General features: G+C 69.9%; 21 protein-coding genes and 1 tRNA gene. 10 read left to right on the forward strand and 12 right to left on the reverse strand.

Annotated elements, in window-relative coordinates:
• The first annotated feature begins 25 nt into the window (after positions 1-25).
• The gene (locus ACZ6C6_RS19585; RefSeq protein ID WP_469204373.1) at positions 26-862 is read left to right on the forward strand and encodes a class I SAM-dependent methyltransferase; all 837 of its coding nucleotides are present in this window, start codon (positions 26-28) and stop codon (positions 860-862) included.
• A 45-nt stretch (positions 863-907) separates the two neighbouring features.
• On the opposite strand, the gene ACZ6C6_RS19590 is transcribed toward ACZ6C6_RS19585, so the two are convergent.
• The 3 genes from ACZ6C6_RS19590 to ACZ6C6_RS19600 all read right to left on the reverse strand — a co-directional run bounded on the left by ACZ6C6_RS19590 (position 908) and on the right by ACZ6C6_RS19600 (position 3,760).
• Positions 908-1,714 carry an SGNH/GDSL hydrolase family protein gene (locus tag ACZ6C6_RS19590; RefSeq protein ID WP_469204374.1) on the reverse strand — a complete coding sequence of 269 codons (807 nt, stop codon included), beginning with the start codon at positions 1,712-1,714 and terminating at the stop codon, positions 908-910.
• A gap of 935 nt (positions 1,715-2,649) precedes the next feature.
• Positions 2,650-2,723 (reverse strand) — tRNA-Pro (locus tag ACZ6C6_RS19595).
• Between the two features lie 95 nt (positions 2,724-2,818).
• On the reverse strand, positions 2,819-3,760 hold the full coding sequence (locus ACZ6C6_RS19600) for a metallophosphoesterase (RefSeq protein ID WP_469204376.1): 942 nt from the start codon (positions 3,758-3,760) through the stop codon (positions 2,819-2,821).
• Between the two features lie 79 nt (positions 3,761-3,839).
• Between ACZ6C6_RS19600 and ACZ6C6_RS19605 the strand changes: the two genes are divergently transcribed.
• A complete protein-coding gene (locus ACZ6C6_RS19605; RefSeq protein WP_469204378.1) occupies positions 3,840-4,304 on the forward strand; it encodes a GatB/YqeY domain-containing protein in 465 nt (154 codons plus the stop codon).
• Between the two features lie 95 nt (positions 4,305-4,399).
• Here ACZ6C6_RS19605 and ACZ6C6_RS19610 read toward each other — a convergent pair whose 3' ends face one another.
• Positions 4,400-6,637 (reverse strand): transglycosylase domain-containing protein, encoded by a 2,238-nt coding sequence (locus ACZ6C6_RS19610; protein WP_469204380.1) that lies wholly within the window; start codon positions 6,635-6,637, stop codon positions 4,400-4,402.
• Between the two features lie 519 nt (positions 6,638-7,156).
• On the opposite strand from ACZ6C6_RS19610, the gene ACZ6C6_RS19615 reads away from it, so the two are divergent.
• The gene (locus ACZ6C6_RS19615; RefSeq protein ID WP_365677201.1) at positions 7,157-7,510 is read left to right on the forward strand and encodes a WhiB family transcriptional regulator; all 354 of its coding nucleotides are present in this window, start codon (positions 7,157-7,159) and stop codon (positions 7,508-7,510) included.
• 43 nt (positions 7,511-7,553) lie between these two features.
• Here the strand turns inward: ACZ6C6_RS19615 and bagB are convergent, their stop codons facing one another.
• Complete coding sequence (gene bagB / locus ACZ6C6_RS19620) at positions 7,554-8,879, reverse strand: ATPase BagB (protein ID WP_469204382.1); 1,326 nt, start codon at positions 8,877-8,879, stop codon at positions 7,554-7,556.
• Entirely contained in the window at positions 8,876-9,865 is a 990-nt protein-coding gene (gene bagA, locus ACZ6C6_RS19625) for an ATPase BagA (RefSeq protein ID WP_469204384.1), read from the reverse strand. Before bagA ends, bagB begins: the two co-directional genes overlap by 4 nt.
• 82 nt (positions 9,866-9,947) lie before the next feature.
• Between bagA and ACZ6C6_RS19630 the strand changes: the two genes are divergently transcribed.
• From ACZ6C6_RS19630 to ACZ6C6_RS19645, 4 genes are all read left to right on the forward strand, one after another.
• Positions 9,948-10,106, forward strand: a complete 159-nt coding sequence (locus ACZ6C6_RS19630) for a DUF4177 domain-containing protein (RefSeq protein ID WP_003991873.1) — start codon at positions 9,948-9,950, stop codon at positions 10,104-10,106.
• Positions 10,106-10,576 (forward strand): RidA family protein, encoded by a 471-nt coding sequence (locus tag ACZ6C6_RS19635; protein ID WP_469204386.1) that lies wholly within the window; start codon positions 10,106-10,108, stop codon positions 10,574-10,576. Before ACZ6C6_RS19630 ends, ACZ6C6_RS19635 begins: the two co-directional genes overlap by 1 nt.
• A gap of 124 nt (positions 10,577-10,700) precedes the next feature.
• Positions 10,701-11,630 carry an NUDIX hydrolase gene (locus ACZ6C6_RS19640; protein WP_469204388.1) on the forward strand — a complete coding sequence of 310 codons (930 nt, stop codon included), beginning with the start codon at positions 10,701-10,703 and terminating at the stop codon, positions 11,628-11,630.
• Positions 11,627-12,457, forward strand: a complete 831-nt coding sequence (locus ACZ6C6_RS19645; RefSeq protein ID WP_469204390.1) for an MBL fold metallo-hydrolase — start codon at positions 11,627-11,629, stop codon at positions 12,455-12,457. Before ACZ6C6_RS19640 ends, ACZ6C6_RS19645 begins: the two co-directional genes overlap by 4 nt.
• 50 nt (positions 12,458-12,507) lie before the next feature.
• On the opposite strand, the gene ACZ6C6_RS19650 is transcribed toward ACZ6C6_RS19645, so the two are convergent.
• A complete protein-coding gene (locus ACZ6C6_RS19650; RefSeq protein WP_014046869.1) occupies positions 12,508-13,182 on the reverse strand; it encodes a Crp/Fnr family transcriptional regulator in 675 nt (224 codons plus the stop codon).
• A gap of 253 nt (positions 13,183-13,435) precedes the next feature.
• On the opposite strand from ACZ6C6_RS19650, the gene nth reads away from it, so the two are divergent.
• From nth to ACZ6C6_RS19665, 3 genes are all read left to right on the forward strand, one after another.
• Positions 13,436-14,377, forward strand: coding sequence for an endonuclease III (gene nth / locus ACZ6C6_RS19655; protein WP_469204393.1), 942 nt, complete (start codon positions 13,436-13,438; stop codon positions 14,375-14,377).
• Positions 14,378-14,437: 60 nt separating this feature from the next.
• Complete coding sequence (locus ACZ6C6_RS19660; RefSeq protein ID WP_469204394.1) at positions 14,438-15,151, forward strand: NUDIX hydrolase; 714 nt, start codon at positions 14,438-14,440, stop codon at positions 15,149-15,151.
• 88 nt (positions 15,152-15,239) lie between these two features.
• Positions 15,240-16,445 carry a MarP family serine protease gene (locus ACZ6C6_RS19665; RefSeq protein WP_469204396.1) on the forward strand — a complete coding sequence of 402 codons (1,206 nt, stop codon included), beginning with the start codon at positions 15,240-15,242 and terminating at the stop codon, positions 16,443-16,445.
• 36 nt (positions 16,446-16,481) lie between these two features.
• Here the strand turns inward: ACZ6C6_RS19665 and ACZ6C6_RS19670 are convergent, their stop codons facing one another.
• From ACZ6C6_RS19670 to acs, 5 genes are all read right to left on the reverse strand, one after another.
• Positions 16,482-16,685 (reverse strand): hypothetical protein, encoded by a 204-nt coding sequence (locus ACZ6C6_RS19670; protein WP_469204398.1) that lies wholly within the window; start codon positions 16,683-16,685, stop codon positions 16,482-16,484.
• Between the two features lie 106 nt (positions 16,686-16,791).
• Positions 16,792-17,736 (reverse strand): alpha/beta fold hydrolase, encoded by a 945-nt coding sequence (locus ACZ6C6_RS19675; RefSeq protein WP_469204400.1) that lies wholly within the window; start codon positions 17,734-17,736, stop codon positions 16,792-16,794.
• Positions 17,733-18,263, reverse strand: coding sequence for a phage holin family protein (locus ACZ6C6_RS19680; protein WP_469204402.1), 531 nt, complete (start codon positions 18,261-18,263; stop codon positions 17,733-17,735). Before ACZ6C6_RS19680 ends, ACZ6C6_RS19675 begins: the two co-directional genes overlap by 4 nt.
• A 39-nt stretch (positions 18,264-18,302) precedes the next feature.
• On the reverse strand, positions 18,303-19,709 hold the full coding sequence (nhaA, locus tag ACZ6C6_RS19685) for a Na+/H+ antiporter NhaA (protein ID WP_469204404.1): 1,407 nt from the start codon (positions 19,707-19,709) through the stop codon (positions 18,303-18,305).
• Between the two features lie 222 nt (positions 19,710-19,931).
• Positions 19,932-21,929, reverse strand: a complete 1,998-nt coding sequence (gene acs, locus ACZ6C6_RS19690; RefSeq protein WP_469204406.1) for an acetate--CoA ligase — start codon at positions 21,927-21,929, stop codon at positions 19,932-19,934.
• Between the last annotated feature and the right edge of the window lie 8 nt (positions 21,930-21,937).

Consider the following 21,937-nt stretch of genomic DNA (forward strand, 5'->3'; position numbering starts at 1 on the left):
GCAGCCTGTGGATAACCTCGCGCACATGTCCACCGCTCCGATACCGCCCGACTGGCGCGAGGCCAACCGCAGGATGTGGGATGAACGTGTGCCCATCCACGCAGGCAGTGACTTCTACGACCTGGGCTCCTTCCGCGCGGGGAAGGATGCCCTGCGGCCCTTCGAGCTGGCCGAGGTAGGTGATGTGACTGGCCGGTCGCTGCTGCACCTGCAGTGCCACATCGGACTCGACACGCTCTCCTGGGCGCGGCACGGCGCGGCGCAGGTCGTCGGCCTCGACTTCTCCGAACCTGCCGTCGAGACCGCCCGGGCCCTTGCCGAGGACCTGGGACTCGGCCCCGAGCGTGCGGCCTTCGTCGCGGCCGACGTGTACGACGCGGCCCAGGCGGTGCCGGACTCCTCGTACGACATCGTCTACACGGGCGTAGGCGCCCTGAACTGGCTGCCCGACATCGACCGCTGGGCCGAGACGGCCGCTTCGCTGGTGGCGCCCGGCGGCTTCCTGTACCTCGCGGAGTTCCATCCGCTCACGGACTGCCTGGACGACGAGACGGGTTCGCGGATCGTGCACGACTACTTCAGCCGCGAGGCATGGGTGGACGAGACGCCGGGTACGTACGCGGACTTCGACGCCCCGACCGTCCACAACCGGAGCGTCGAGTGGCAGCACCCGGTGGGCAGTGTGGTGTCGGCGCTGGCTGCCGCCGGCCTGCGGATCGAGTTCCTCCACGAGCACGACGTCTCGCTCTTCGAGCGTTTCCCGGTCCTGAAACGCGGCGGGGACGACTTCTACCGCTTTCCGTCGGACCGCCCGCGCATCCCGCTGATGTACTCCGTCAAGGCGACCCGCCCGGCTGCCTGACGGCGGAGCGGCGCCCCGGCTCTCCGCCGGGGCGCCGCTCCCGTGTCACGCCGCCGAGCGGAACGCCGGCAGGTAGCCGCCGGACTGGCCCTCGGGCTTGGGGTGGTACGAGTTGTAGACGGGGATCGAGACGCTGTGCAGCCACGGGTCTCCGGAGCACAGCTCGTGTCCGGTGAACTCGTCGGCGACCCCGGAGAAGGTGAATCCGGCGTTCGCCGCCTGCTTGGCGATGACCCCGTTCAGCACGTCGGACGCGTTGTTGATGGCCGTACGCGCCTTGTCGGACAGGCCGACGAGACAGCTTCCGCCGATCTTGTAGAAGCGCGGGTAGCCCAGCACCACGACATGGGCCTGTGGGGCCCTGGAGTGGATGGAGGCGTAGAGCGAACTCAGTCCCGAAGGAAGGGTGTTGTTCATCTTTCCGACGGCCGCGTTCACGGCCGAGATGCAGGCGGACTCGCCGGACAGCACGCAGTCCTGCATGACATCGGCGAACCCGACGTCATTGCCGCCCGCGGTGACGCTCACCAGCGAGGTGGACGAGCTGAGCGCCCCGAGCTGACCACTGGCCACGGTGCTCGTGGTGGCGCCCGAACAGGCGACGAAGGTGAACGAGGACGGCGAGTTCGCCGCCGCCCAGAGGTACGGGTAGGCCTTGGTGCTCCGACGGCAGTCACCGCTGTCGGACAGGTAGCTTCCCGCGCCGACACCGGACGAGTACGAATCGCCCAGGGCGACGTACCCGCCGGCGGCGGCCGAGGAGGACGCCGAAGCCGGCTGGGCGATCCCCAGAGCGGCAGCGGCGGCGAGGAGCAGAGTGGATGCGGACGCCCAGAATCTCCGTACTGACATACCTGTCAGCCCTCCGAAGTGTGGGGGGTGGGTGGGGGGTTGAGTGAGCGGTCCCTGTTGTAGCAGCTCCCGGTACCAGTCGGTAATAGCTCTGCGAGAACCCGCCTGAATTGCCCGAATGATCGGTCGGCAGTCGTAGCTCCGCGCGTAGATAAACCCCCAACTCCCCATGAAATAAAGGTTCTAGAGCGATTGCTCCGACGCTTCGCAGGGGAAGATCTTCTGTGCTGCGCCTGCCTGGCCGGGATCGTGGCGCCCACGTGGGGTGGCGTCCGGTTCGACGGAGTGGGATTCCGGCCCCTCGGCGACGACGAGTTGAGCGCACTACGCCGCGAGCGGTTCGGGCCGTCTTCCAATGTGGGGGACCGATTACGGAGTTGACCGTCGAGGAGTAGCGCTGTCCTGCCGCTGTCGCAGCGCAGCACTTCGCAGAATTCGGGAGGTCAGAACCAACGGGGCCCTGGCCAGGCAGGCGGTGGCGTGGAGGTGCGTCCCGAGATCAGCCTGCCGATCGGGCTCGGGATGGGGAGCGGGCTCGGGCTCTTGCGCGGCGCCTGGGCGCGCTTCGTCCTGATGTCCCTGAGGTGCGCGACGGGCGTAGCCGCGGAAGTCGGCCTCCACGAGGGTGCCGGGTGAGAGGACCGCCGCCTTCTGGGCGCCCGAGCCTGACCGTCCGCGCCGCTCAGTGCGCCCGGGTCCTGCTCCCGCTCGCCGTCGGCCTGGTGGCGGCCCTGGTGGTCGGCCGCCTGGCCGAGTCCAGCTACCTGATCACCGGAGGTGGGAGCGTCCACCGGGACGCCGGCGGACGCTCCCGCTCCTCGTGGCTGCACCGGCGGCATCCTGCTGACAGCAGTCCCGTCCTTCACCGCCCCGGAAACCACTCAGGGGCCTGATCCGATTTCTCGGATCAGGCCCCTGACCTGGTCTTACAGCTGTCGGGGTGGCGGGATTTGAACCCACGACCTCTTCGTCCCGAACGAAGCGCGCTGCCAAGCTGCGCTACACCCCGATCGCCGCCGGTCTCCCGGCGACATCGACAACTCTAGCCCACCGGCGCCCGGAGACGAAATCCGGTTTTTGTCGTGATCGGCGGGAGCGGCCCGGTCAGGCGTCCCGGGGTGTCAGGGTGAGCAGGGTCGCCTCCGGGGGGCAGGCCACGCGGACCGGGGCGTAGCGGCTCGTACCGCAGCCCGCCGAGACGTGGAGGTAGGCGCGGTTGCCGCCTGAGTAGTGGGTGGAGAGACCCTTCACGCGGTCCGTGTCCAGGTCGCAGTTGGTGACCAGTGCGCCGTAGAAGGGGATGCAGACCTGGCCGCCGTGGGTGTGACCGGCGAGGATCAGGGGGTAACCGTCCGTCGTGAACGCGTCCAGGGAGCGCAGGTACGGGGCGTGGACCACGCCGATCGAGAGGTCGGCGCCCGTCTCGGGGCCGCCGGCGACCTCGGCGTAGCGGTCTCGCTTGATGTGCGGGTCGTCCAGACCGGTGAAGGCGAGCTCCAGGCCGTCCAGCTTGAGGCGGCCGCGGGTGTTGGACAGGTTGAGCCAGCCCGCCTCGTCGAAGGCGTCGCGCATCGGCTCCCACGGGTTGTGGACGACGCCGGTCGCCGGGGCATTGCCGTTGAGGCCGTGCTTGCCCGACGCCTTCTCGAAGAGATAGCGGACCGGGTTGCGCAGCTTGGGGCCGTAGTAGTCGTTGGAGCCGAACACGTACACGCCCGGGAGCTCCATCAGCGGGCCGAGCGCGTCCAGCAGCTCCGGCACGGCCTCGGGGTCGGAGAGGTTGTCGCCGGTGTTCACCACGAAGTCGGGGCGCAAACCGGCCAGGGACTGGAGCCAGGCGCGCTTCTTGCGCTGGCCGCTGACCATGTGCACGTCGGAGACCTGGAGGACGCGCAGCGGGCGTGCCCCTCGCGGAAGCACCGGGACGGTGATCCTGCGCAGGCGGAACGAGCGGACCTCGAACCCTGCCGCGTAGGCGAGACCGGCGGCGCCGGCCGCGGCGGTGACCGCCGTGATTTTCAGGGGTACTCCGTAGCGTGGGCGCATGCGCCCATCGTCGCAGACGCCGTGCGCCCGCAGGAAAACAGGCGGGCGCCGGGCGCCCCGGACCTGCCACAATCACCTCATGACCACGCTCAAGTCCAAGCTCAAGGAAGACCTCACCACGGCCATCAAGGCGCGTGACGAGCTGACCTCGTCCACGCTCCGGCTGACCCTCACCGCGATCACGAAGGAAGAGGTCGGCGGCAAGACCGCCCGCGAACTCTCCGACGACGAGGTGCAGAAGGTGATCGCCAAGGAGGCCAAGAAGCGGCGTGAGGCGGCCGACGCCTTCGCCCAGGGCGGCCGGGCCGAGCAGGCCGAGCGGGAGAAGCAGGAGGGCGCGATCCTTGAGGCCTACCTCCCGCAGCAGCTGAGCGACGAGGAGCTGAACGCCATCGTGGCCTCCGCCGTCGACGAGGCGAAGGCCGCCGGGGCCGAGGGGCCGCGCGCGATGGGCGCCGTCATGAAGATCGTCAACCCGAAGGTCGCGGGGCGCGCCGAGGGCGGCCGGGTGGCCGCCGCGGTGAAGAAGCTCCTCGCGGGCTGAGCGAAGCGGATCCGGCGGGTCCGGGTCGTGTGCGTACGAGGGCGGGGCGCCCCGGATCATCCGGGACGCCCCGCCCTCGTACGCGTAACGGCCGATCAGGGGCCGTTCGTACCGCCGTCGTTCTGACCGCGGCCGTGACCGTTGTTCCCGCCGAGGACGTCCGGCGGGATGCTGATGCCGGGGAACGGGTTGTCGTCGCCGCCGGGCTTGTTGTCGCCCGGCTTCTTCTTGTCCCCGCCCTTGTCCTTGTCCTCCTTCTCCTTCGCCCGCGGTACGTCGACCGGGTTGAAGGAAGGGGTCTCGGACGGGCTGAGGGCGCCGGTCATCGCCGTCCTCCAGATCGGACCGGGCAGACAGCCACCGCAGACCTTGTCGTAGTACTGGCCGCCGATGACGATGTCGATCATCTTGTTCTGGTGGGCGCCGTCGCTGCCGACCCAGACCGCTGTGGACAGGTTCGGCGTGTAGCCGACGAACCAGGCGTTCTTGCGCTCGTCGGTGGTACCGGTCTTGCCCGCGTTGTCCCGGTCGCTGAGGCCGGCCTGCGTGCCGGTGCCGTCCTCGACGACGCCCTTGAGCATCTGGTTTATGGTGTCGGCCGTGTGCTCGCTCATCGCGCGGTTGCACCGCGACTTCGGCACGTCGATCGCCTTGCCGTCCGGCTTGGTGACCGAGAGGACGGCGACGGGCGTGCAGTACGTGCCGCGGTTGGCGAAGGTCGCGTACACCGACGCCATGGCCAGCGGGGTCGACTCCTGCCCGCCCAGCGTGGTGTTGGCGACCTCCAGCAGCGGCTTGTTGTCGCCGCGTTCGTAGCCGACCTTCTTCGCCATCGCGAGCGTCTCGCAGAGGCCGGTCTTCTGTTCCAGTTTCGCGAAGTAGGTGTTGATCGACTTGCCCAGCGCGCTGGTCATGTCGAACATGCCCTTCTCCGTCTCCGTTTCGTTCTGCACCTCCCACGGGTTGTCGTCCGTGGGTGCGCCGGCGCAGGTGCGGAAGGCGTCGGCCGGCAGGCTGATCTTGCGCGGCGTGTCGAAACTCTGCGCCGGGCTGATGCCCTTCTCCAGCGCCGCCGCCGCGGTGATCGGCTTGAACGTCGACCCGACCTGGAAGCCGGCGTAGCTGCCGCCCATCGCGTGGTCGACGGAGAGGTTCAGCATGGTCTGGTGCTTGGAGGGGTCGAGACCGTACGGCCGGGACTGGGCCATCGCCAGGATGCGTCCGGTGCCGGGCTGGACCTGGACGACCGCGTCGGCGACCTTGTCGTCCTTGTTGACCCGGGAGACGGCGGCGTCGTTGGACGCGGCCTGCGACCTCGGGTCCAGGGTCGTCTTGATGGTGAGACCGCCGGTCGCCCAGAGCTTCGCGCGGTCCTTCTCGGTCTTGCCGAAGGCGGGGTCGCTCTTGACGATCTTCGAGACGTAGTCGCAGAAGAACCCGGCGCCGCTCACGGCGGTGATGCAGCCGTTCTGTGGTCGCTTGACCTTCAGCTTGATCGGGGTGTTCTTGGCCTTGTCCGCCTGCTCCTGCGAGACCTTGCCGATGTCCGCCATCCGCTGCAGCACGGTGTTGCGGCGCTTGGTCGCTTCCTCCGTGTCGTTGATGGGGTCGTAGCGGCTGGGCGACTGCACGATCCCGGCCAGCAGCGCCGCCTCCTCCAGCTTCAGGTCCTTCGCCGACTTGGAGAAGTAGCGCTGGGAGGCCGCCTCGACGCCGTATGCCTGCTGCCCGAAGAAGGTGATGTTGAGGTAGTTCTCCAGGATCTTCCGCTTGCCGAGCTCTTCCTCGACCTGGATCGCGTACTTCAGCTCCTGGACCTTGCGGCCCAGTGTCTGCTGGGTGGCCTCGGCGACCTTGGCCGGGTCGTCGCCCGCCTCCTCCACGAAGACGTTCTTCACGTACTGCTGGGTGAGGGTCGACGCGCCCTCCGCCGTGCCGCCCGCCTGAACGTTGCGGTTCAGCGCGCGCAGGATGCCCTTGAGGTCGACCGCGCCGTGCTCGTAGAACCGGGCGTCCTCGATCGCGATGATCGCGTTCTGCATGTACGGGGAGATGCTCGTGAGCGGCACCACCGTGCGGTCGCGCGAGTAGACCGTGGCGATCAGGCCGCCCTTGCTGTCGAGGATCTTGGTGCGCTGGCTCAGCGGCGGGGTCTTCAGATTGGCCGGGATCTCGTCGAACCCGTCGACCGTCCCCTTGGCCGCGAGGCCCAGTGCTCCGGCCGCCGGCAGCGCGATGCCCGCCAGGACGACTCCGGAGAGTGCGGCGACACCGAGGAACTTGGCGGCCTGCTGGGTCGTGGTGAGACCCCCGCCCGAGCGCTTCTTTGGCATGGGGGCAGCCTAATCCGTAGATATGAGCGTTCCGTAGGACCGGGGGCCTCTCGGAGCGTTCGCGTACCGGACCGTGACATTCGGATCCGGCGTGGGTGCCGCGCCGCGGCTGCTGGACCTGGTGGCATGGGGACGCGAGGCGGCTACGTTTCCATTCGCCGGACACACGGATATGCCTTGGCCTAAGCTGCTCTCAACTGTCACAGCAGTCCGGTTCCATATCAACCCCCACGCACGATCCGGCCATGCGCCCGGCGCTCCCGAATTCGCCCCGCGTGTCACCGAATGTCCGATGTGGTTCTGGCAGACTGTCCCGATTCTGACGGGATAGTCCTGCATATCCTCACCTCACTCCCCTGGGTGATCTGCCGTATACGCATAGTCCGTTCGGGCCATTCAAGATTGGGCCCGAAGGGGGTGTTGTGCTGTCGCCACCTTCCGTAACGTCCTCAACTGGCAGCGGTGAATATGCCGCTGCCGCCGTGGGGGAGCCTCGATTCGGGAGAGGACGGCGCCGGGATGGGCTGGGTAACCGACTGGAGTGCGCAGGCAGCCTGCCGCACTACTGATCCGGATGAACTGTTCGTACAAGGGGCAGCGCAGAACAGGGCCAAGGCGGTGTGCACCGGATGCCCGGTGCGGACGGAGTGCCTGGCCGACGCGCTGGACAACCGCGTCGAATTCGGCGTGTGGGGCGGGATGACGGAGCGGGAGCGCCGCGCGCTGCTGCGCAGACGGCCGACGGTGACGTCCTGGCGCCGGCTGCTGGAGACCGCACGCAGCGAGTACGAGCGCTCCTCGGGCATCCTGCCCGTGGCGATCGGGCTGGAGGGCAGCGAGGAGCTGCACGAGACGTTCGCTGCCGTCGGCTAGCCCCGGCGGTCCGTACGTCGTACGGCTCACGTGGAACGAGGGGCTAGGCAGCTCCGGCCGGTGCGGAGCCGGTCGCGAGGCGCTCCCCGATGGCGCGCAGGCCCGAGAGGTCATGGACGTCTCCGGGCAGCGCGGCCACGGCGGTCACGGCCACCTCGGGGTGCAGCGCGGTGAAGCGGTCGCGTGTGTCCTGTTCGCGCGCGACCACCTGCATCCGCTCGGCATGCAGACGGAGCAGGCCCGCGGTCAGTTCTTCGGTTGTGACGGCCGCTGTGCTGCGGGGCCGGGGTTCGGAGTCCGTGGTGGGTGCGTGCCCGGCCGCGGGGGAGTGGGAGGGCTCACGAAGTCCAGCCTTCCCGGCCGTCTGATCCACAATGCCGTCGGTTTCAAGATTTTCTGCGTCAAGTTTCTCCGCGGCGGCGAGCGCCCGCTCGGCGGAGAGCCGCGCCGCGTCACTGCCGTGGACCCGGTTGAGCACCAGCCCCGCGAGCGGCATGTCCTCGGCGGCCAGGCGCTCCACGAAGTACGCCGCTTCGCGCAGGGCGTCCCGCTCCGGAGTCGCGACGACGAGAAACGCCGTACCGGGCGCCTGGAGGAGCTTGTACGTGGCATCCGCCCGCGTACGGAAGCCGCCGAACATGGTGTCCATCGCGGCGACGAACGTCTGTACGTCACGCAGGAACTGACCGCCCAGCAGCTTGCCCAGCGTCCCGGTCATCATCGACATGCCCACGTTGAGGAACTTCATCCCCGCACGGCCGCCCATCTTCGCGGGCGCCATCAGCAGCTTGATGAACTTCCCGTCCAGGAACGACCCCAGACGCTTCGGGGCGTCCAGGAAGTCCAGCGCGGACCGCGAAGGAGGCGTGTCCACGACGATCAGGTCCCACTCGTCCCGCGCCCGGAGCTGCCCCAGCTTCTCCATCGCCATGTACTCCTGTGTGCCCGCGAAGCCGGCCGACAGGGACTGGTAGAAGGGGTTCTCCAGGATCGCGCGGGCCCGCTCGCCGTCCGCGTGCGCCTCGACGATCTCGTCGAAGGTCCGCTTCATGTCGAGCATCATGGCGTGCAGCTCACCGGACCCCTCGATGCCCTTCACCCTGCGCGGGACGTTGTCCAGCGAGTCGATGCCCATGGACTGGGCGAGCCTGCGGGCCGGGTCGATGGTGAGGACGACGACCTTGCGGCCGCGCTCAGCCGCCCGCACCCCGAGCGCCGCCGCGGTGGTCGTCTTGCCGACGCCGCCGGAACCGCAGCAGACGATGATCCGGATGTCCGGGTCATCGATCAGGGCGTCGGTGTGCAGTGCCGGCACGGGAGCCGCCGCGTCGATCCCGGAGTCGCTCCCCGCCTTCGTACGCGCTGTCATGAACCCGCCCCTCGTCCGGCCCCCGGTTGCCCCGCACCCTGTTCGCGGAGCGCCGCGGCCAGCCGGTCGAGCCCGGCCCGGTCCACTCCCTCGCCGATCAGCGGCAGCTCGTACCCCGGCAGACCGAGCCCGGCCAGGACGCTGCGCTGCTCACGCTCCAGCGCGACCCGCTGGGTGTGCTCGGCCGCCTGCTCGACCAGTGGGCGTACGAGCCCCGCCGCGCCGGTCACGCCCGCCCGCGTCAACGTCTTGGCGATCTCCTTGCGCCGCCCGCCCACCGTGGCGCGCAGCGCGTCCCCGTCCAGCAGTTGCGGGCGCACCATGTTCACGATGACCCGGCCCACCGGCAGTTCGGCGGCGCGCAGCTCCGCGATGCCGTCCGCGGTCTCCTGGACCGGCATCTCCTCCAGCAGCGTCACCAGGTGCACCGCGGTCTCCGGGGACTTCAGCACCCGCATCACGGCCTGCGCCTGATTGTGTATCGGGCCGATCCGGGCGAGCCCGGCCACCTCGTCGTTGACGTTGAGGAAGCGGGTGATGCGGCCGGTCGGCGGGGCATCCATGATCACGTAGTCGTAGACGAACCGGTTCTGCCGGTCCTTGCGGCGGACCGCCTCGCACGCCTTGCCCGTCAGCAGGACGTCCCGCACGCCGGGCGCGATGGTGGTGGCGAAGTCGATCGCGCCGAGCTTCTTGAGTGCCCGGCCCGCGCTGCCGAGCTTGTAGAACATCTGGAGGTAGTCGAGGAGCGCCAGCTCCGCGTCGATCGCGAGCGCGTAGACCTCGCCGCCGCCCGGAGCGACGGCGATCCTGCGCTCCTCGTAGGGGAGGGAGTCCGCCTCGAAGAGCTGGGCGATGCCCTGCCTGCCCTCGACCTCCACGAGGAGGGTGCGCCTGCCCTCGGCCGCGAGGGCGAGCGCGAGGGCGGCGGCGACCGTGGTCTTACCGGTACCGCCCTTGCCGCTGACGACCTGGAACCTGCTCACGTATTCGAGCCTAACCAGTCGCGCCGCAGGCTACGCACGAGGCTGCGCGTGCCCCGGATTGTGCAGGCATTACAGTCGGGCCATGACCAAGTGGGAATACGCGACCGTGCCCCTTCTCGTGCACGCGACCAAGCAGATTCTGGACACCTGGGGCGAGGACGGCTGGGAGCTGGTCCAGGTCGTTCCCGGCCCGAACAACCCCGAGCAGCTCGTGGCCTACCTGAAGCGGGAGAAGCAGTAGTGGCGGGCGCCGTCGAGGCGAAGCTCGCCGGGCTCGGGCTGCCGCTGCCGGCCGTCGTACCGCCGCTGGCCTCGTACCAGCCGGCCGTGCAGTCCGGGGTGTACGTGTACACGTCCGGTCAGCTGCCCATGGTCGACGGCAAGCTGGCCGTGACCGGCAAGGTCGGCGCCGAGGTCACGCCCGACGAGGCCAAGGAGCTCGCGAAGACCTGCGCGCTGAACGCCCTCGCCGCCGTGAAGTCGGTCGTGGGCGACCTGGACCGCATCGCACGGGTCGTGAAGGTCGTCGGCTTCGTCGCCTCGGCCACCGACTTCACCGGCCAGCCCGCTGTGATCAACGGTGCGAGCGAGCTGCTGGGCGAAGTCCTCGGGGACAGGGGTGTGCACGCCCGCAGCGCCGTGGGCGTCGCCGTGCTGCCGCTGGACGCGCCGGTCGAGGTCGAGATCCAGGTCGAGCTGACCGGAGCCTGATCCTTACACTTCCGCCCCCTGATCCCGTCCGGCCGTGAGGGCCGGGCGGGACCTTGTGTGTACACGCCATGTACGAAACCGGGGACCCCTCGAACATCGACGCGGTTCCGGATAGCCTCCGGCCATGTCCAATGGTCAGTGGTACCCCCCGGAATGGCCCGGCCGGATCAGGGCCCTCGCCGCAGGCGAGCTGACGGCCGCCGAGCCCCGGCGGGCCGCCACCGTGATGCTGCTCCGGGACGACGCCACCGGCGCCGGGGGCGCACCCGCCGTCCACATGCTGCGCCGGCGCACCTCGATGGCCTTCGCCGGAGGGGCGTACGCCTATCCGGGTGGCGGCGTCGACCCGCGCGACGACGACCGGCTCGTCCGCTGGGCCGGGCCCACGCTGGAGACCTGGGCGCACCGGCTGGGCGTCGGCGCGCCGGCCGAGGCGCAGGCGATCGTCTGCGCGGCGGTCCGCGAGACGTATGAGGAGGCCGGGGTCCTGCTGGCCGGCCCGACGCCGGAGACCGTGGTCACCGACACCACGGGCGACGACTGGGAGGCCGATCGCGCCGCGCTGGTCGCCCGGGAACTGTCGTTCGCCGCGTTCCTGGAGCGGCGCGGGCTGGTGCTGCGCTCGGACCTGCTCGGCCCATGGGCGCGCTGGATCACGCCGGAGTTCGAGCCGCGCCGCTACGACACATGGTTCTTCGTCGCCGCGCTCCCCGCGGGCCAGCGCACCCGGAACGCCTCGACGGAGGCCGACCGCACGGTGTGGATCACCCCGGGGGACGCGGCCGACGGATACGACCGGGGCGAGCTGCTGATGATGCCGCCGACCGTGGCGACGCTGCGGACACTGCGGCCGTACGCCACTGCCGCGCAGGCGCTGGAGGCCGCGTCGGACCAGGACCTCGCCCCCGTACTCGCGCAGGCGCGTCTGGACGGTGACGAGCTGGTGCTGAGCTGGCCCGGGCACGAGGAATTCACCAAGCACGTGTCCACGGCCGGTGCGGGCGAAACGTACGGCGGGGAGAAAAAGGGCGACGCGGAAGGCGGTGCGGAATGAGTGACGCGGCGGCGCTGCCCGGACAGCCGCGCGGCAGTGTGCTGTCCGGTCCCGCCACGGCCCGTGCGGTCAACGTCCTGGCGCCCAATCCTTCGCCGATGACGCTGGACGGGACCAACACGTGGATCGTCGCCGAGCCCGACTCGGACCTGGCGGTGGTCATCGATCCGGGCCCGCTGGACGATGCCCATCTGCGGGCCGTCATCGACACCGCCGAGCGGGCGGGCCGCCGTATCGCGCTGACGCTCCTCACTCACGGCCACCCCGACCACGCGGAGGGCGCGGCGCGGTTCGCGGAGCTGACCCGTACCAAGGTGCGCGCGCTCGACCCGGAGCTGCGGCTCGGCGACGAGGGCCTGGGCACGGGCGACGTGATCACGACCGGCGGCCTGGAGATGTACGTGGTGCCGACGCCGGGCCACACCGCGGACTCGCTGTCGTTCCATCTGCCGGCCGATCAGGCGGTGCTGACCGGGGACACGATTCTCGGACGCGGGACGACGCTGGTGGCGCATCCGGACGGGCGGCTCGGGGACTACCTCGACTCGCTGCGGCGGCTGCGCTCGCTCACGGTGGACGACGGGGTCCACACGGTGCTGCCCGGCCACGGGCCGGTGCTGGACGACGCGCAGGGGGCGGTCGAGTTCTATCTGGCCCATCGCGCGCACCGGCTGGCCCAGGTGGAGACCGCGGTGGAATCGGGCTACCGGACCTCGTCCGAGGTGGTGGCCCATGTCTACGCGGACGTGGACCGTTCGCTGTGGCCGGCCGCGGAGCTGTCGGTGCGGGCGCAGCTGGACTATCTGATCGAGCACGGGTTGATCTGACATGCGTGAGGGGCCCCGCCGGCATCGGCGGGGCCCCTCACGACGACGGGTCAGCGCGACCGCTTGGCCAGGCGCTCCACGTCCAGCAGGATCACCGCGCGGGCCTCAAGCCGCAGCCAGCCGCGGCCGGCGAAGTCGGCGAGGGCCTTGTTGACCGTCTCGCGGGACGCGCCGACCAGCTGGGCCAGCTCCTCCTGCGTCAGGTCGTGCACCACGTGGATGCCTTCCTCGGACTGGACGCCGAAGCGGCGCGACAGGTCCAGGAGGGCGCGGGCGACGCGGCCGGGCACGTCGGAGAAGACCAGGTCGGACATCTGGTCATTGGTCTTGCGCAGGCGTCGGGCGACGGCACGCAGCAGGGCCGTGGCCACCTCGGGGCGCGCGTTGAGCCAGGGCTGGAGGTCGCCATGGCCGAGGCCGAGGAGCTTGACCTCGGTCAGCGCGGTGGCGGTGGCGGTACGCGGGCCCGGGTCGAAGAGCGAGAGCTCACCGATCAGCTCGCCGGGGCCGAGGACCGCCAGCATGTTCTCGCGGCCGTCGGGCGAGGTGCGGTGGAGCTTCACCTTGCCCTCGGTGACCACGTAGAGGCGGTCGCCCGGGTCACCCTCGTGGAACAGCGCGTCACCGCGCGCGAGGGTCACCTCACTCATCGAGGCGCGGAGCTCCGCGGCCTGCTCGTCATCGAGCGCCGCGAAAAGCGGGGCGCGCCGCAGAACGTCGTCCACGAGTTCTCTCCTTGTCGGCCTGTTCAGGGAACCGTGGTCCCCATCATGCCGGACGGTAAAACAGTGCGATCAATCACAAACCAGTTTGACGCACGCGCGTGCCGAGGGGTACGGCAGGGGGCCGATTGGGGGCGGATCGCCGGTGACCGGGGCGGATGTCAGTGCCGGGCCCTAGGCTGGCCGAGTGTCCGGATTGCCGGTGAGAGCGCAGGCCAAGGGGGCTGATGGGGTGTCGGAGGGCCGTGATTCCGCTGTGGGCGAACAGGATGCCGGCAAGGGGAAGAACCTGAAGAAATCGGCCGAAAGCAGCGCCGGGGCGGCGAAGAGCCGGTCCGGCGGAACCGCCGGCCCCGGCTCGGCCAGGCGGGCGAAGCCGGCGGAGGCCGGAGGTGCGTCCGGAGCCGCCGCGCCGAAGAAGAAGCAGGGGCGGCCCGAATCGCATCTGGCCATGGTCCGCCGTGCCCGCCGGATCAACCGCGAACTCGCCGAGGTCTACCCGTACGCGCATCCGGAGCTGGACTTCCGGAATCCGTTCGAACTGCTCGTCGCCACGGTTCTCTCCGCCCAGACCACCGACCTGAGGGTCAACCAGACCACGCCCGCCCTCTTCGCCGCCTATCCCACGCCCGAGGACATGGCCGCCGCCGTTCCGGAGAAGCTGGAAGAGCTCATCCGGCCCACCGGCTTCTTCCGGGCCAAGGCGAAGTCGCTCCTCGGTCTGTCGGCCGCGCTCCGCGACGACTTCGGCGGCGAGGTGCCGGGAAGGCTCAAGGATCTCGTCAAGCTGCCGGGAGTCGGCCGCAAGACGGCCAACGTCGTGCTGGGCAACGCCTTCGGGGTGCCCGGAATCACCGTGGATACCCATTTTGGGCGATTGGTCCGGCGGTGGAAGTGGACCGAGCAGGAGGACCCGGAGAAGGTCGAGGCCGAGGTCGCGGCGATCTTCCCCAAGAGCGAGTGGACCATGCTCTCGCACCGTGTCATTTTTCATGGCCGCCGCGTCTGCCACGCCCGTAAGCCTGCCTGCGGCGCCTGCCCGATCGCCCCGCTGTGCCCGTCGTACGGTGAGGGCGAGACGGACCCGGAGAAGGCCCGCAAGCTCCTGAAGTACGAGATGGGCGGCAAGCCCGGCCAGCGGCTGAGTCCTCCGCCGGACTACCCGGGAAGCCCGGCACCTCCCCTGGGCGCCGACTGACGTACCGCCGCTGCGGAACGAATCGCGGGACGACGGGCGTTGTGAGACGGAGGGGTGCCTATGAAGACGCATGAGACCGGCACGGAGCGCGGCGGGTCGGACGGCCCTGCGGTCATGGTTTCGGAGGAGGGGCTGCCCGACTGGCTCGACCCCGTCGCCCGGGCGGCGCGCACGGTGCGGCCGCAGCAGCTCAGCCGCTTCCTGCCGCCGGAGAACGGGGCGGGGCGCCAGTCGGCCGTGCTCGTCCTCTTCGGCGAGGGCGCGCGCGGCCCCGAGCTGCTTCTGATGGAGCGCGCCGGAAGCCTGCGCTCCCATCCCGGCCAGCCGTCGTTCCCCGGCGGCTCGCTCGACCCGGAGGACGGCGACCAGGCGACGACCGGACCGCTCAGGGCGGCTCTGCGCGAGGCCGAGGAGGAGACCGGTCTCGATCCGCGGGGTGTGCAGATCTTCGGTGTGCTGCCCCGTCTCTACATCCCCGTGAGCAGCTTCGTGGTGACGCCGGTCCTCGGCTGGTGGCGGACGCCCAGCCCGGTCGGTGTGGTCGACCCGGGCGAGACGGCGCGGGTGTTCACGGTCCCCGTGGCGGATCTCACGGACCCGGACAACCGGGCGACGGCCGTCCACCCCAGCGGCCACCGGGGCCCGGCATTTCTGGTCGAATCCGCACTCGTCTGGGGGTTCACGGCCGGCGTGATCGACCGGATTCTGCACTTCGCGGGCTGGGAACGCCCGTGGGACAGAGCCAGGCAGGTGCCGCTCGACTGGCGCGCATGACAGGCTGACTTCCGTGCTCCGCCGATCCGGGACCGCCCGGACCACGGAGACGTACGGGCCCGGTGACGAATCTGCGAGGCTATAGACGGTGAACGTGCTGGACATCCTGCTGCTGGCCGGAGCCGTGTGGTTCGCGGTCATCGGCTACCGCCAGGGGTTCGTCGTCGGCATTCTGTCGGTGATCGGCTTCCTGGGCGGCGGTCTCGTCGCCGTTTACCTCCTGCCGGTCCTGTGGGACCAGATGACTGACGGTTCGGAGGTCTCCTCCACCGCGGCCGTCATCGCGGTCGTCATCGTGATCGTGTGCGCGTCGATCGGCCAGGCCTTCACCACTCATCTGGGAAACAAGCTCCGCCGCCACATCACGTGGTCGCCGGCGCGCGCCCTGGACGCGACCGGCGGCGCCCTGGTCAACGTGGTGGCGATGCTGCTCGTCGCCTGGCTGATCGGCTCGGCCCTGGCGGGCACTTCGCTGCCGACGCTGGGCAAGGAGGTCCGCAGCTCCTCGGTCCTGCTGGGTGTCTCCCGGGTGATGCCGCCCCAGGCGTCCACCTGGTTCACGGACTTCTCCTCGGTCCTCGCGCAGAACGGCTTTCCACAGGTCTTCAGCCCGTTCGCCAACGAACCCATCACGGAGGTCAGGGCCCCCGATCCGGCGCTGGTCGGCAGCCCCGTCGCCGCGCGCGCCAAGCAGTCCATCGTGAAGGTCGTGGGGACGGCACCGAGCTGCGGCAAGGTCCTCGAAGGCACCGGGTTCGTGTTCTCCGACCGCCGGGTGATGACCAACGCCCACGTCGTCGGCGGTGTGGATGAGCCGACCGTGCAGATCGGCGGCCAGGGACGCCTGTACGACGCGAAGGTCGTCCTCTACGACTGGCAGCGTGACATCGCCGTCCTCGACGTCCCGGACCTCGACGTGAAGCCCCTGCGGTTCGCCGGTCCCGACAGCGACGCGGAGACGGGCGACAGCGCCATCGTCGCGGGCTTCCCGGAGAACGGCTCGTACGACGTACGCTCCGCGCGCGTCCGGGCCCGCATCGACGCCAACGGACCCGACATCTACCACCGGGGCACCGTCCGCCGCGATGTGTACTCGCTCTACACCACGGTCCGCCAGGGCAACTCCGGCGGCCCGCTGCTGACCCCTGAGGGCAAGGTGTACGGAGTCGTGTTCGCGAAGTCGCTCGACGACCCTGACACGGGCTACGCGCTGACGGCGGACGAGATCCGCGACGACATCACGCGGGGCCGAGCCGCCAACCAGCAGGTCGACAGCCAGGGATGCGCGCTCTGAAGGGCTCCGGGCGGCCCGTGCGGGGCCGCCGGTGCGTCAGTTGCGGGGATGGCGCAGCCGCGCCGAGACCCAGCGGGCCCTGCGGCGCAGGATGCGTGAGATGCCGAGCCGAGGATCATCCATGACGTGCAAAGCGTGCACCCGGCCCTGAAGGCCGTCCCCCTCGTGAATGCCCGGATCCGCCGTGGCGGTCGAGCGACGGTTGCGTGCTGCGTCACCGAAGTCGTGCGTCCAGCCCATACCCGGACGTCTGCCCGTGCCTCATGGTCCGTAACCGCCTATCCGTCAGCCAATTGGCTTATGCGCCAGGCACGTGGCCGTTCCTCGGACATGTGTGCCGCAACGGCTAGCGATCCGGCTCGGAATCCTTGAGCCAGTTGATGAGTTCGGCCGAGAACCCTGCCGGATCCTCCTCGTGGGGGAAGTGGCCCAGACCGTCGAAAAGTCGCCAACGGTAGGGCGCCTCGACGTACTCCCCGGACCCGGCCGAGCTGCGGGTGCGGACCGCCGGATCGAGTGAACCGTGAAGGTGCAGCGTCGGCACCCGGACGGGCCGCTTCATGCGCCGGTTGAACTGGATGCCGTCCGGGCGAGCCAGCGAGCGCACCATCCAGCGGTACGGCTCGATTGAGCAGTGTGCCGTCGACGGGATCGTCATGGCCCGCCGGTAGACGCCAAGCGTCGGCTCGTCGGGGAACTCCGCCTTGCCCGGCCCCGCCCAGTCACTGATCAGCCGGCCCACCAAGGCACCGTCGTCGGCGACGAGCTGACGCTCCGGCACCCAGGGGCGCTGGAAGCCCCAGATGTACGAGCCGGCCCGGGTCTGAGCGAAGTCGGAGAGCATCGAGGAGCGCCATCGCCGTGGGTGGGGCATCGAGGAGACAACCAGTCGGCGCACCAGCTTCGGGCGCATCACGGCGGCGGTCCAGGCCAGGTACCCGCCCATGTCGTGACCGACGAGGGCGGCGTCCGGCTCGCCCAGGGACCTGACCACGCCTGTGATGTCGAGCGCCAGGTTGGCGGGGTCGTAGCCCCGGGGCGTACGGTCGCTGCCGCCGACGCCGCGCAGGTCCATCGCCACGGCCCGGTAGCCGGCCTCGGCGAGCGCGGGCAGCTGATGGCGCCAGGTCCACCAGAACTGAGGGAAGCCGTGCAGGAGGAGGACCAGCGGCCCTTCACCCATTTCGGCGATGTGGAAGCGGGCGCCGTTCGCCGCGACGTCCCGGTGGGTCCAGGGGCCGTCGAGGCGGACGGGGCCGCCGGCCGGGGCGGACGGTGCGGGAACGGTCATGTGGACGAGCGTGCCACAGCCGACGCCTTGTCCTGGACCGGTGCGCTCTCGATGGCGCGGTCGGAGCGGGTGCTTCCGCCCACCGGGAGGATCGCGTCGGCGGCGGGCTCAGGGCGCGGGTGCGGCTTGACGCCCTGGAGGACGGCGGCGGTCTGCTTGGCGGAGGCGATGGACTTCTCCGGCGGCTTGACCTTCTTGATCTTCGCGTAGCCGAAGAGCGCGAGCAGAATGCCCAGCAGGATGAACGCGCCGCCCACGATCAGGAACGACCAGGCGAGGCCCAGCCCCAGGTTGTGGATGCTGTACGCGGCCGCGAAGCTCAGCACCGGGATCGCGAACAGGATCAGCACGCCCGTGACGATGAACGCCACACTGCCGATGACGCCGCGCTTGACGTCCTGCCGCACCTCGGCCTTGGCCAGGGCGATTTCGTCGTGCACCAGCGCCGACAGTTCGGCCGTCGCCGACGCGACCAGTTGGCCGAGACTGCGGTCGGCGCCGCCCGCGTAATTGCCGGGGTCGCTCATCCCTGACTCCCTCTCCTGTTCAATACGTCCGATGTCAGATCATGCCGGACTGCCCGGCCTGTTGCTCGCTGCCCCCGCCAGTCGGGCCAGGCGGCGGTGTTCGGCCGCCTTCTCCTCGTAGATCGCGGCCATCCTCAGGTGGTAGGCCGGATCGTCCTGTTCGTAGACGTCCGGCACCCCGGAACTGTCCGCGTCGAGTTCCTCGGCGTCGGTCAGTGCCTTGTATCTGCGTACCCGGAGTTTGAGCAGTACACCGGAGAGTACGGCGGCAATGAGGGAGCCGAGCAGAACCGACGCCTTGATCTCGTTGATCATGTCGTCGTCACCGGCGAACGCGAGCTCTCCGATCAGCAGCGACACGGTGAAGCCGATGCCGGCGAGCGTGGCGATCGCGAAGACGTCCGCCCAGGCCAGCTCCTTGTTCAGCTCGGCCTTGGTGAGCCGGGTGGTCAGCCACGTACCGCCGAAGACGCCGATGGTCTTGCCGGCGACGAGGCCCAGGACGACCCCGAGGGTTTCCGGCCGGTCGAACACGGAGGCCACCGCGCCTCCGGAGAGGGAGACCCCGGCGGAGAAGAGCGCGAACACCGGCACGGCGAAGCCCGCCGACAGCGGGTGCACCAGGTGCTCGATGCGCTCACCGGGTGAGTGCTCCTCACCCTCGCGGCGGGTGCAGCGCAGCATCAGGCCCATGGCGACACCGGCGATGGTGGCGTGGACGCCGCTGTTGTACATCAGCGCCCAGATGACCAGGGCGAGCGGCACGTAGACGTACCAGCCGCGCACACCGAGGCGGAGCAAGAGGTAGAAGAGGCCCAGGCCGAGGAAGGCGCCGCCGAGAGCCAGGAAGTTGATGTCCTCGGTGAAGAAGATGGCGATGATGATGATCGCGAAGAGGTCGTCCACGACGGCGAGCGTCAGCAGGAAGGCCCGGAGCGCGGCGGGCAGCGAGGCGCCGATGACAGCGAGAACGGCCAGAGCGAAGGCGATGTCCGTGGCGGTGGGGACTGCCCAGCCGTCCTTCGAGCCGTCGCCGAAGACGTTCACCAGGGTGTAGACGACCGCCGGGACCGCCATTCCGCAGAGCGCGGCGGCCACGGGGAGCGCCGCGGCCTTCGGATCGCGCAGTTCTCCCGCCACGAGCTCGCGTTTGAGTTCGACGCCCGCGACGAAGAAGAAGATCGCGAGCAGCCCGTCGGCGGCCCAGTGCTCCACGGAGAGGTGCAGACCGAGGGTTTCGGGTCCGATGTGGAAATGGCTGACGGCCGAGTAGCTCGACCCTGCGGTGTTCGCCCACACCAGCGCGGCCACGGCTGCGACCAGCAGGAGGACGCCCCCGACGGTCTCCGTACGCAGGGCGTCGGCGACATAGTTGCGCTCGGGGAGCGGCAGCCGCCCCAGGAAGGTGCGGCGCGGGCCGGTGGGCGTCGGGGTGGGTGTGGCCACGGGGGGAGACCTCCGGGTCGGTACGGCAGCGATGGCATGGCTGATGCACTTGCCGACCAGACTTCCCGGCACCCCTGTGAAGATTTTCCTATCGTGTTGTCGATCAGCTGCCACTGTACTCGCGGGGTGTGGCGGTAAGGATGCGTGGGAGCGGTGATCTCACCGTAAGTGCCCGAAGGGCACCCGGCGCGCTGCCGGGTGCCCTTCGGGTGTGCGTCGGCGTCAGTCCTCGGAGGGGGCCGACGGCAGCTGGCTCTGGATGAGGTCCATGACCGAGGAGTCGGTCAGGGTCGTGACGTCGCCCAGGGCCCTGTTCTCCGCCACGTCGCGCAGCAGGCGGCGCATGATCTTGCCGGAACGGGTCTTCGGCAGCTCGGCCACCGGCATGATGCGCTTCGGCTTGGCGATCGGGCCGAGGGTCGCCCCGACGTGGTTGCGCAGTTCCGCCACCAGCTCGTCGGAGGCGGTCGCCGTGCCCCTCAGGATGACGAAGGCGACGATGGCCTGACCGGTCGTCTCGTCGGCGGCGCCGACCACGGCGGCCTCGGCGACCGACGGGTGCGAGACGAGCGCCGACTCGACCTCGGTGGTCGAGATGTTGTGCCCGGACACCAGCATGACGTCGTCCACCCGGCCGAGCAGCCAGATGTCGCCGTCCTCGTCCTTCTTGGCACCGTCGCCGGCGAAGTACTTGCCCTCGAAGCGCGACCAGTAGGTGTCGAGGAACCGCTGGTCGTCGCGCCAGATGGTGCGGAGCATCGACGGCCACGGCTCGGTGAGGACCAGGTATCCGCCTCCGCCGTTCGGGACCTCGTTGGCCTCGTCGTCCACGACGGTCGCGGAGATGCCCGGCAGGGCGCGCTGGGCGCTTCCCGGCTTGGTCTCGGTGACACCGGGCAGCGGCGAGATCATCATCGTGCCGGTCTCGGTCTGCCACCAGGTGTCCACGATCGGGCACTTGTCGGCACCGATGTGCTTGCGGTACCAGATCCACGCCTCGGGGTTGATCGGCTCACCGACCGAACCGAGGACGCGCAGGGACGACAGGTCGAACTTGGAGGGGATGTCGTCCCCCCACTTCATGAACGTACGGATCGCGGTCGGCGCGGTGTAGAGGATCGTGACCCCGTACTTCTGGACGATCTCCCAGAAGCGCCCCTGGTGCGGGGTGTCGGGGGTGCCCTCGTACATCACCTGCGTGGCGCCGTTGGCCAGCGGCCCGTAGACGATGTAGGAGTGCCCGGTCACCCAGCCGATGTCGGCGGTGCACCAGTAGACGTCGGTCTCCGGCTTGAGGTCGAAGACCGCGTGGTGGGTGTACGCCGCCTGGGTGAGGTAGCCCCCGGAGGTGTGCAGGATGCCCTTGGGCTTCCCGGTGGTGCCCGACGTGTACAGGATGAACAGCGGCTGCTCCGCCTCGAACGCCTCGGGCGTGTGCTCGGCGGACTGGCGGCCGGTGATCTCGTGCCACCAGACGTCGCGGCCCTCGTTCCACGCGGTGTCCTGGCCCGTACGGCGGACCACCAGGACGTGCTCCACGCTGTCGATACGGGAGACGGCGTCGTCGACCGCGGGCTTGAGCGCGGAGGGCTTGCCTCGGCGGTAGCCGCCGTCGGCGGTGATGACGACCTTCGCGTCCGCGTCCTGGATACGGGCGGCGATGGCGTCGGCGGAGAAGCCGCCGAAGACCACGGAGTGCGCGGCGCCGATGCGGGCGCAGGCCAGCATCGCGAAGGCGGCCTCGGGGATCATCGGAAGGTAGACGGCGACCCGGTCGCCCTTGCCGACGCCGAGTTCGGTGAGGGCGTTGGCGGCGCGGGAGACCTCGTCCTTCAGCTCCGCGTAGGTGATGGCGCGGCTGTCGCCGGGCTCGCCCTCGAAGTGGATGGCGACCCGGTCGCCGTTGCCCGCCTCGACGTGACGGTCCACGCAGTTGTACGCGACGTTGAGCTCGCCGTCCGCGAACCACTTCGCGAAGGGCGGGTTGCTCCAGTCGAGGGTCTCGGTCGGCTCGGTGGCCCAGGTCAGGCGGCGGGCCTGCTCGGCCCAGAAGCCCAGCCGGTCCGCTTCGGCCTGCTCGTACGCCTCTGCGGTGACGTTGGCGTTGGCGGCCAGCTCGGCAGGCGGAGCGAATTTCCGCTCTTCCCGAAGCAGGTTGGCCAGGCTCTCGTTGCTCACGACTTCTCCCAGTCCCAGGGTGTCCGTTGTGTCCCGGGGCATAGCTCATC

This window comes from Streptomyces sp. NPDC041814, assembly GCF_055590565.1.

What these genes read in the sequence shown, in the direction of transcription:
- ACZ6C6_RS19675 (WP_469204400.1), bottom strand. Translation starts at nt 17,736, where the DNA reads ATGACCGTTCCCGCACCGTCCGCCCCGGCCGGCGGCCCCGTCCGCCTC.
- ACZ6C6_RS19640 (WP_469204388.1), top strand. Translation starts at nt 10,701, where the DNA reads ATGTCCAATGGTCAGTGGTACCCCCCGGAATGGCCCGGCCGGATCAGG.
- bagB (WP_469204382.1), bottom strand. Translation starts at nt 8,879, where the DNA reads ATGACAGCGCGTACGAAGGCGGGGAGCGACTCCGGGATCGACGCGGCG.
- ACZ6C6_RS19585 (WP_469204373.1), top strand. Translation starts at nt 26, where the DNA reads ATGTCCACCGCTCCGATACCGCCCGACTGGCGCGAGGCCAACCGCAGG.
- ACZ6C6_RS19600 (WP_469204376.1), bottom strand. Translation starts at nt 3,760, where the DNA reads ATGCGCCCACGCTACGGAGTACCCCTGAAAATCACGGCGGTCACCGCC.
- ACZ6C6_RS19670 (WP_469204398.1), bottom strand. Translation starts at nt 16,685, where the DNA reads ATGGGCTGGACGCACGACTTCGGTGACGCAGCACGCAACCGTCGCTCG.
- acs (WP_469204406.1), bottom strand. Translation starts at nt 21,929, where the DNA reads ATGCCCCGGGACACAACGGACACCCTGGGACTGGGAGAAGTCGTGAGC.
- ACZ6C6_RS19630 (WP_003991873.1), top strand. Translation starts at nt 9,948, where the DNA reads ATGACCAAGTGGGAATACGCGACCGTGCCCCTTCTCGTGCACGCGACC.
- ACZ6C6_RS19610 (WP_469204380.1), bottom strand. Translation starts at nt 6,637, where the DNA reads ATGCCAAAGAAGCGCTCGGGCGGGGGTCTCACCACGACCCAGCAGGCC.
- ACZ6C6_RS19590 (WP_469204374.1), bottom strand. Translation starts at nt 1,714, where the DNA reads ATGTCAGTACGGAGATTCTGGGCGTCCGCATCCACTCTGCTCCTCGCC.
- ACZ6C6_RS19615 (WP_365677201.1), top strand. Translation starts at nt 7,157, where the DNA reads ATGGGCTGGGTAACCGACTGGAGTGCGCAGGCAGCCTGCCGCACTACT.
- ACZ6C6_RS19660 (WP_469204394.1), top strand. Translation starts at nt 14,438, where the DNA reads ATGAAGACGCATGAGACCGGCACGGAGCGCGGCGGGTCGGACGGCCCT.
- ACZ6C6_RS19680 (WP_469204402.1), bottom strand. Translation starts at nt 18,263, where the DNA reads ATGAGCGACCCCGGCAATTACGCGGGCGGCGCCGACCGCAGTCTCGGC.
- ACZ6C6_RS19605 (WP_469204378.1), top strand. Translation starts at nt 3,840, where the DNA reads ATGACCACGCTCAAGTCCAAGCTCAAGGAAGACCTCACCACGGCCATC.
- ACZ6C6_RS19645 (WP_469204390.1), top strand. Translation starts at nt 11,627, where the DNA reads ATGAGTGACGCGGCGGCGCTGCCCGGACAGCCGCGCGGCAGTGTGCTG.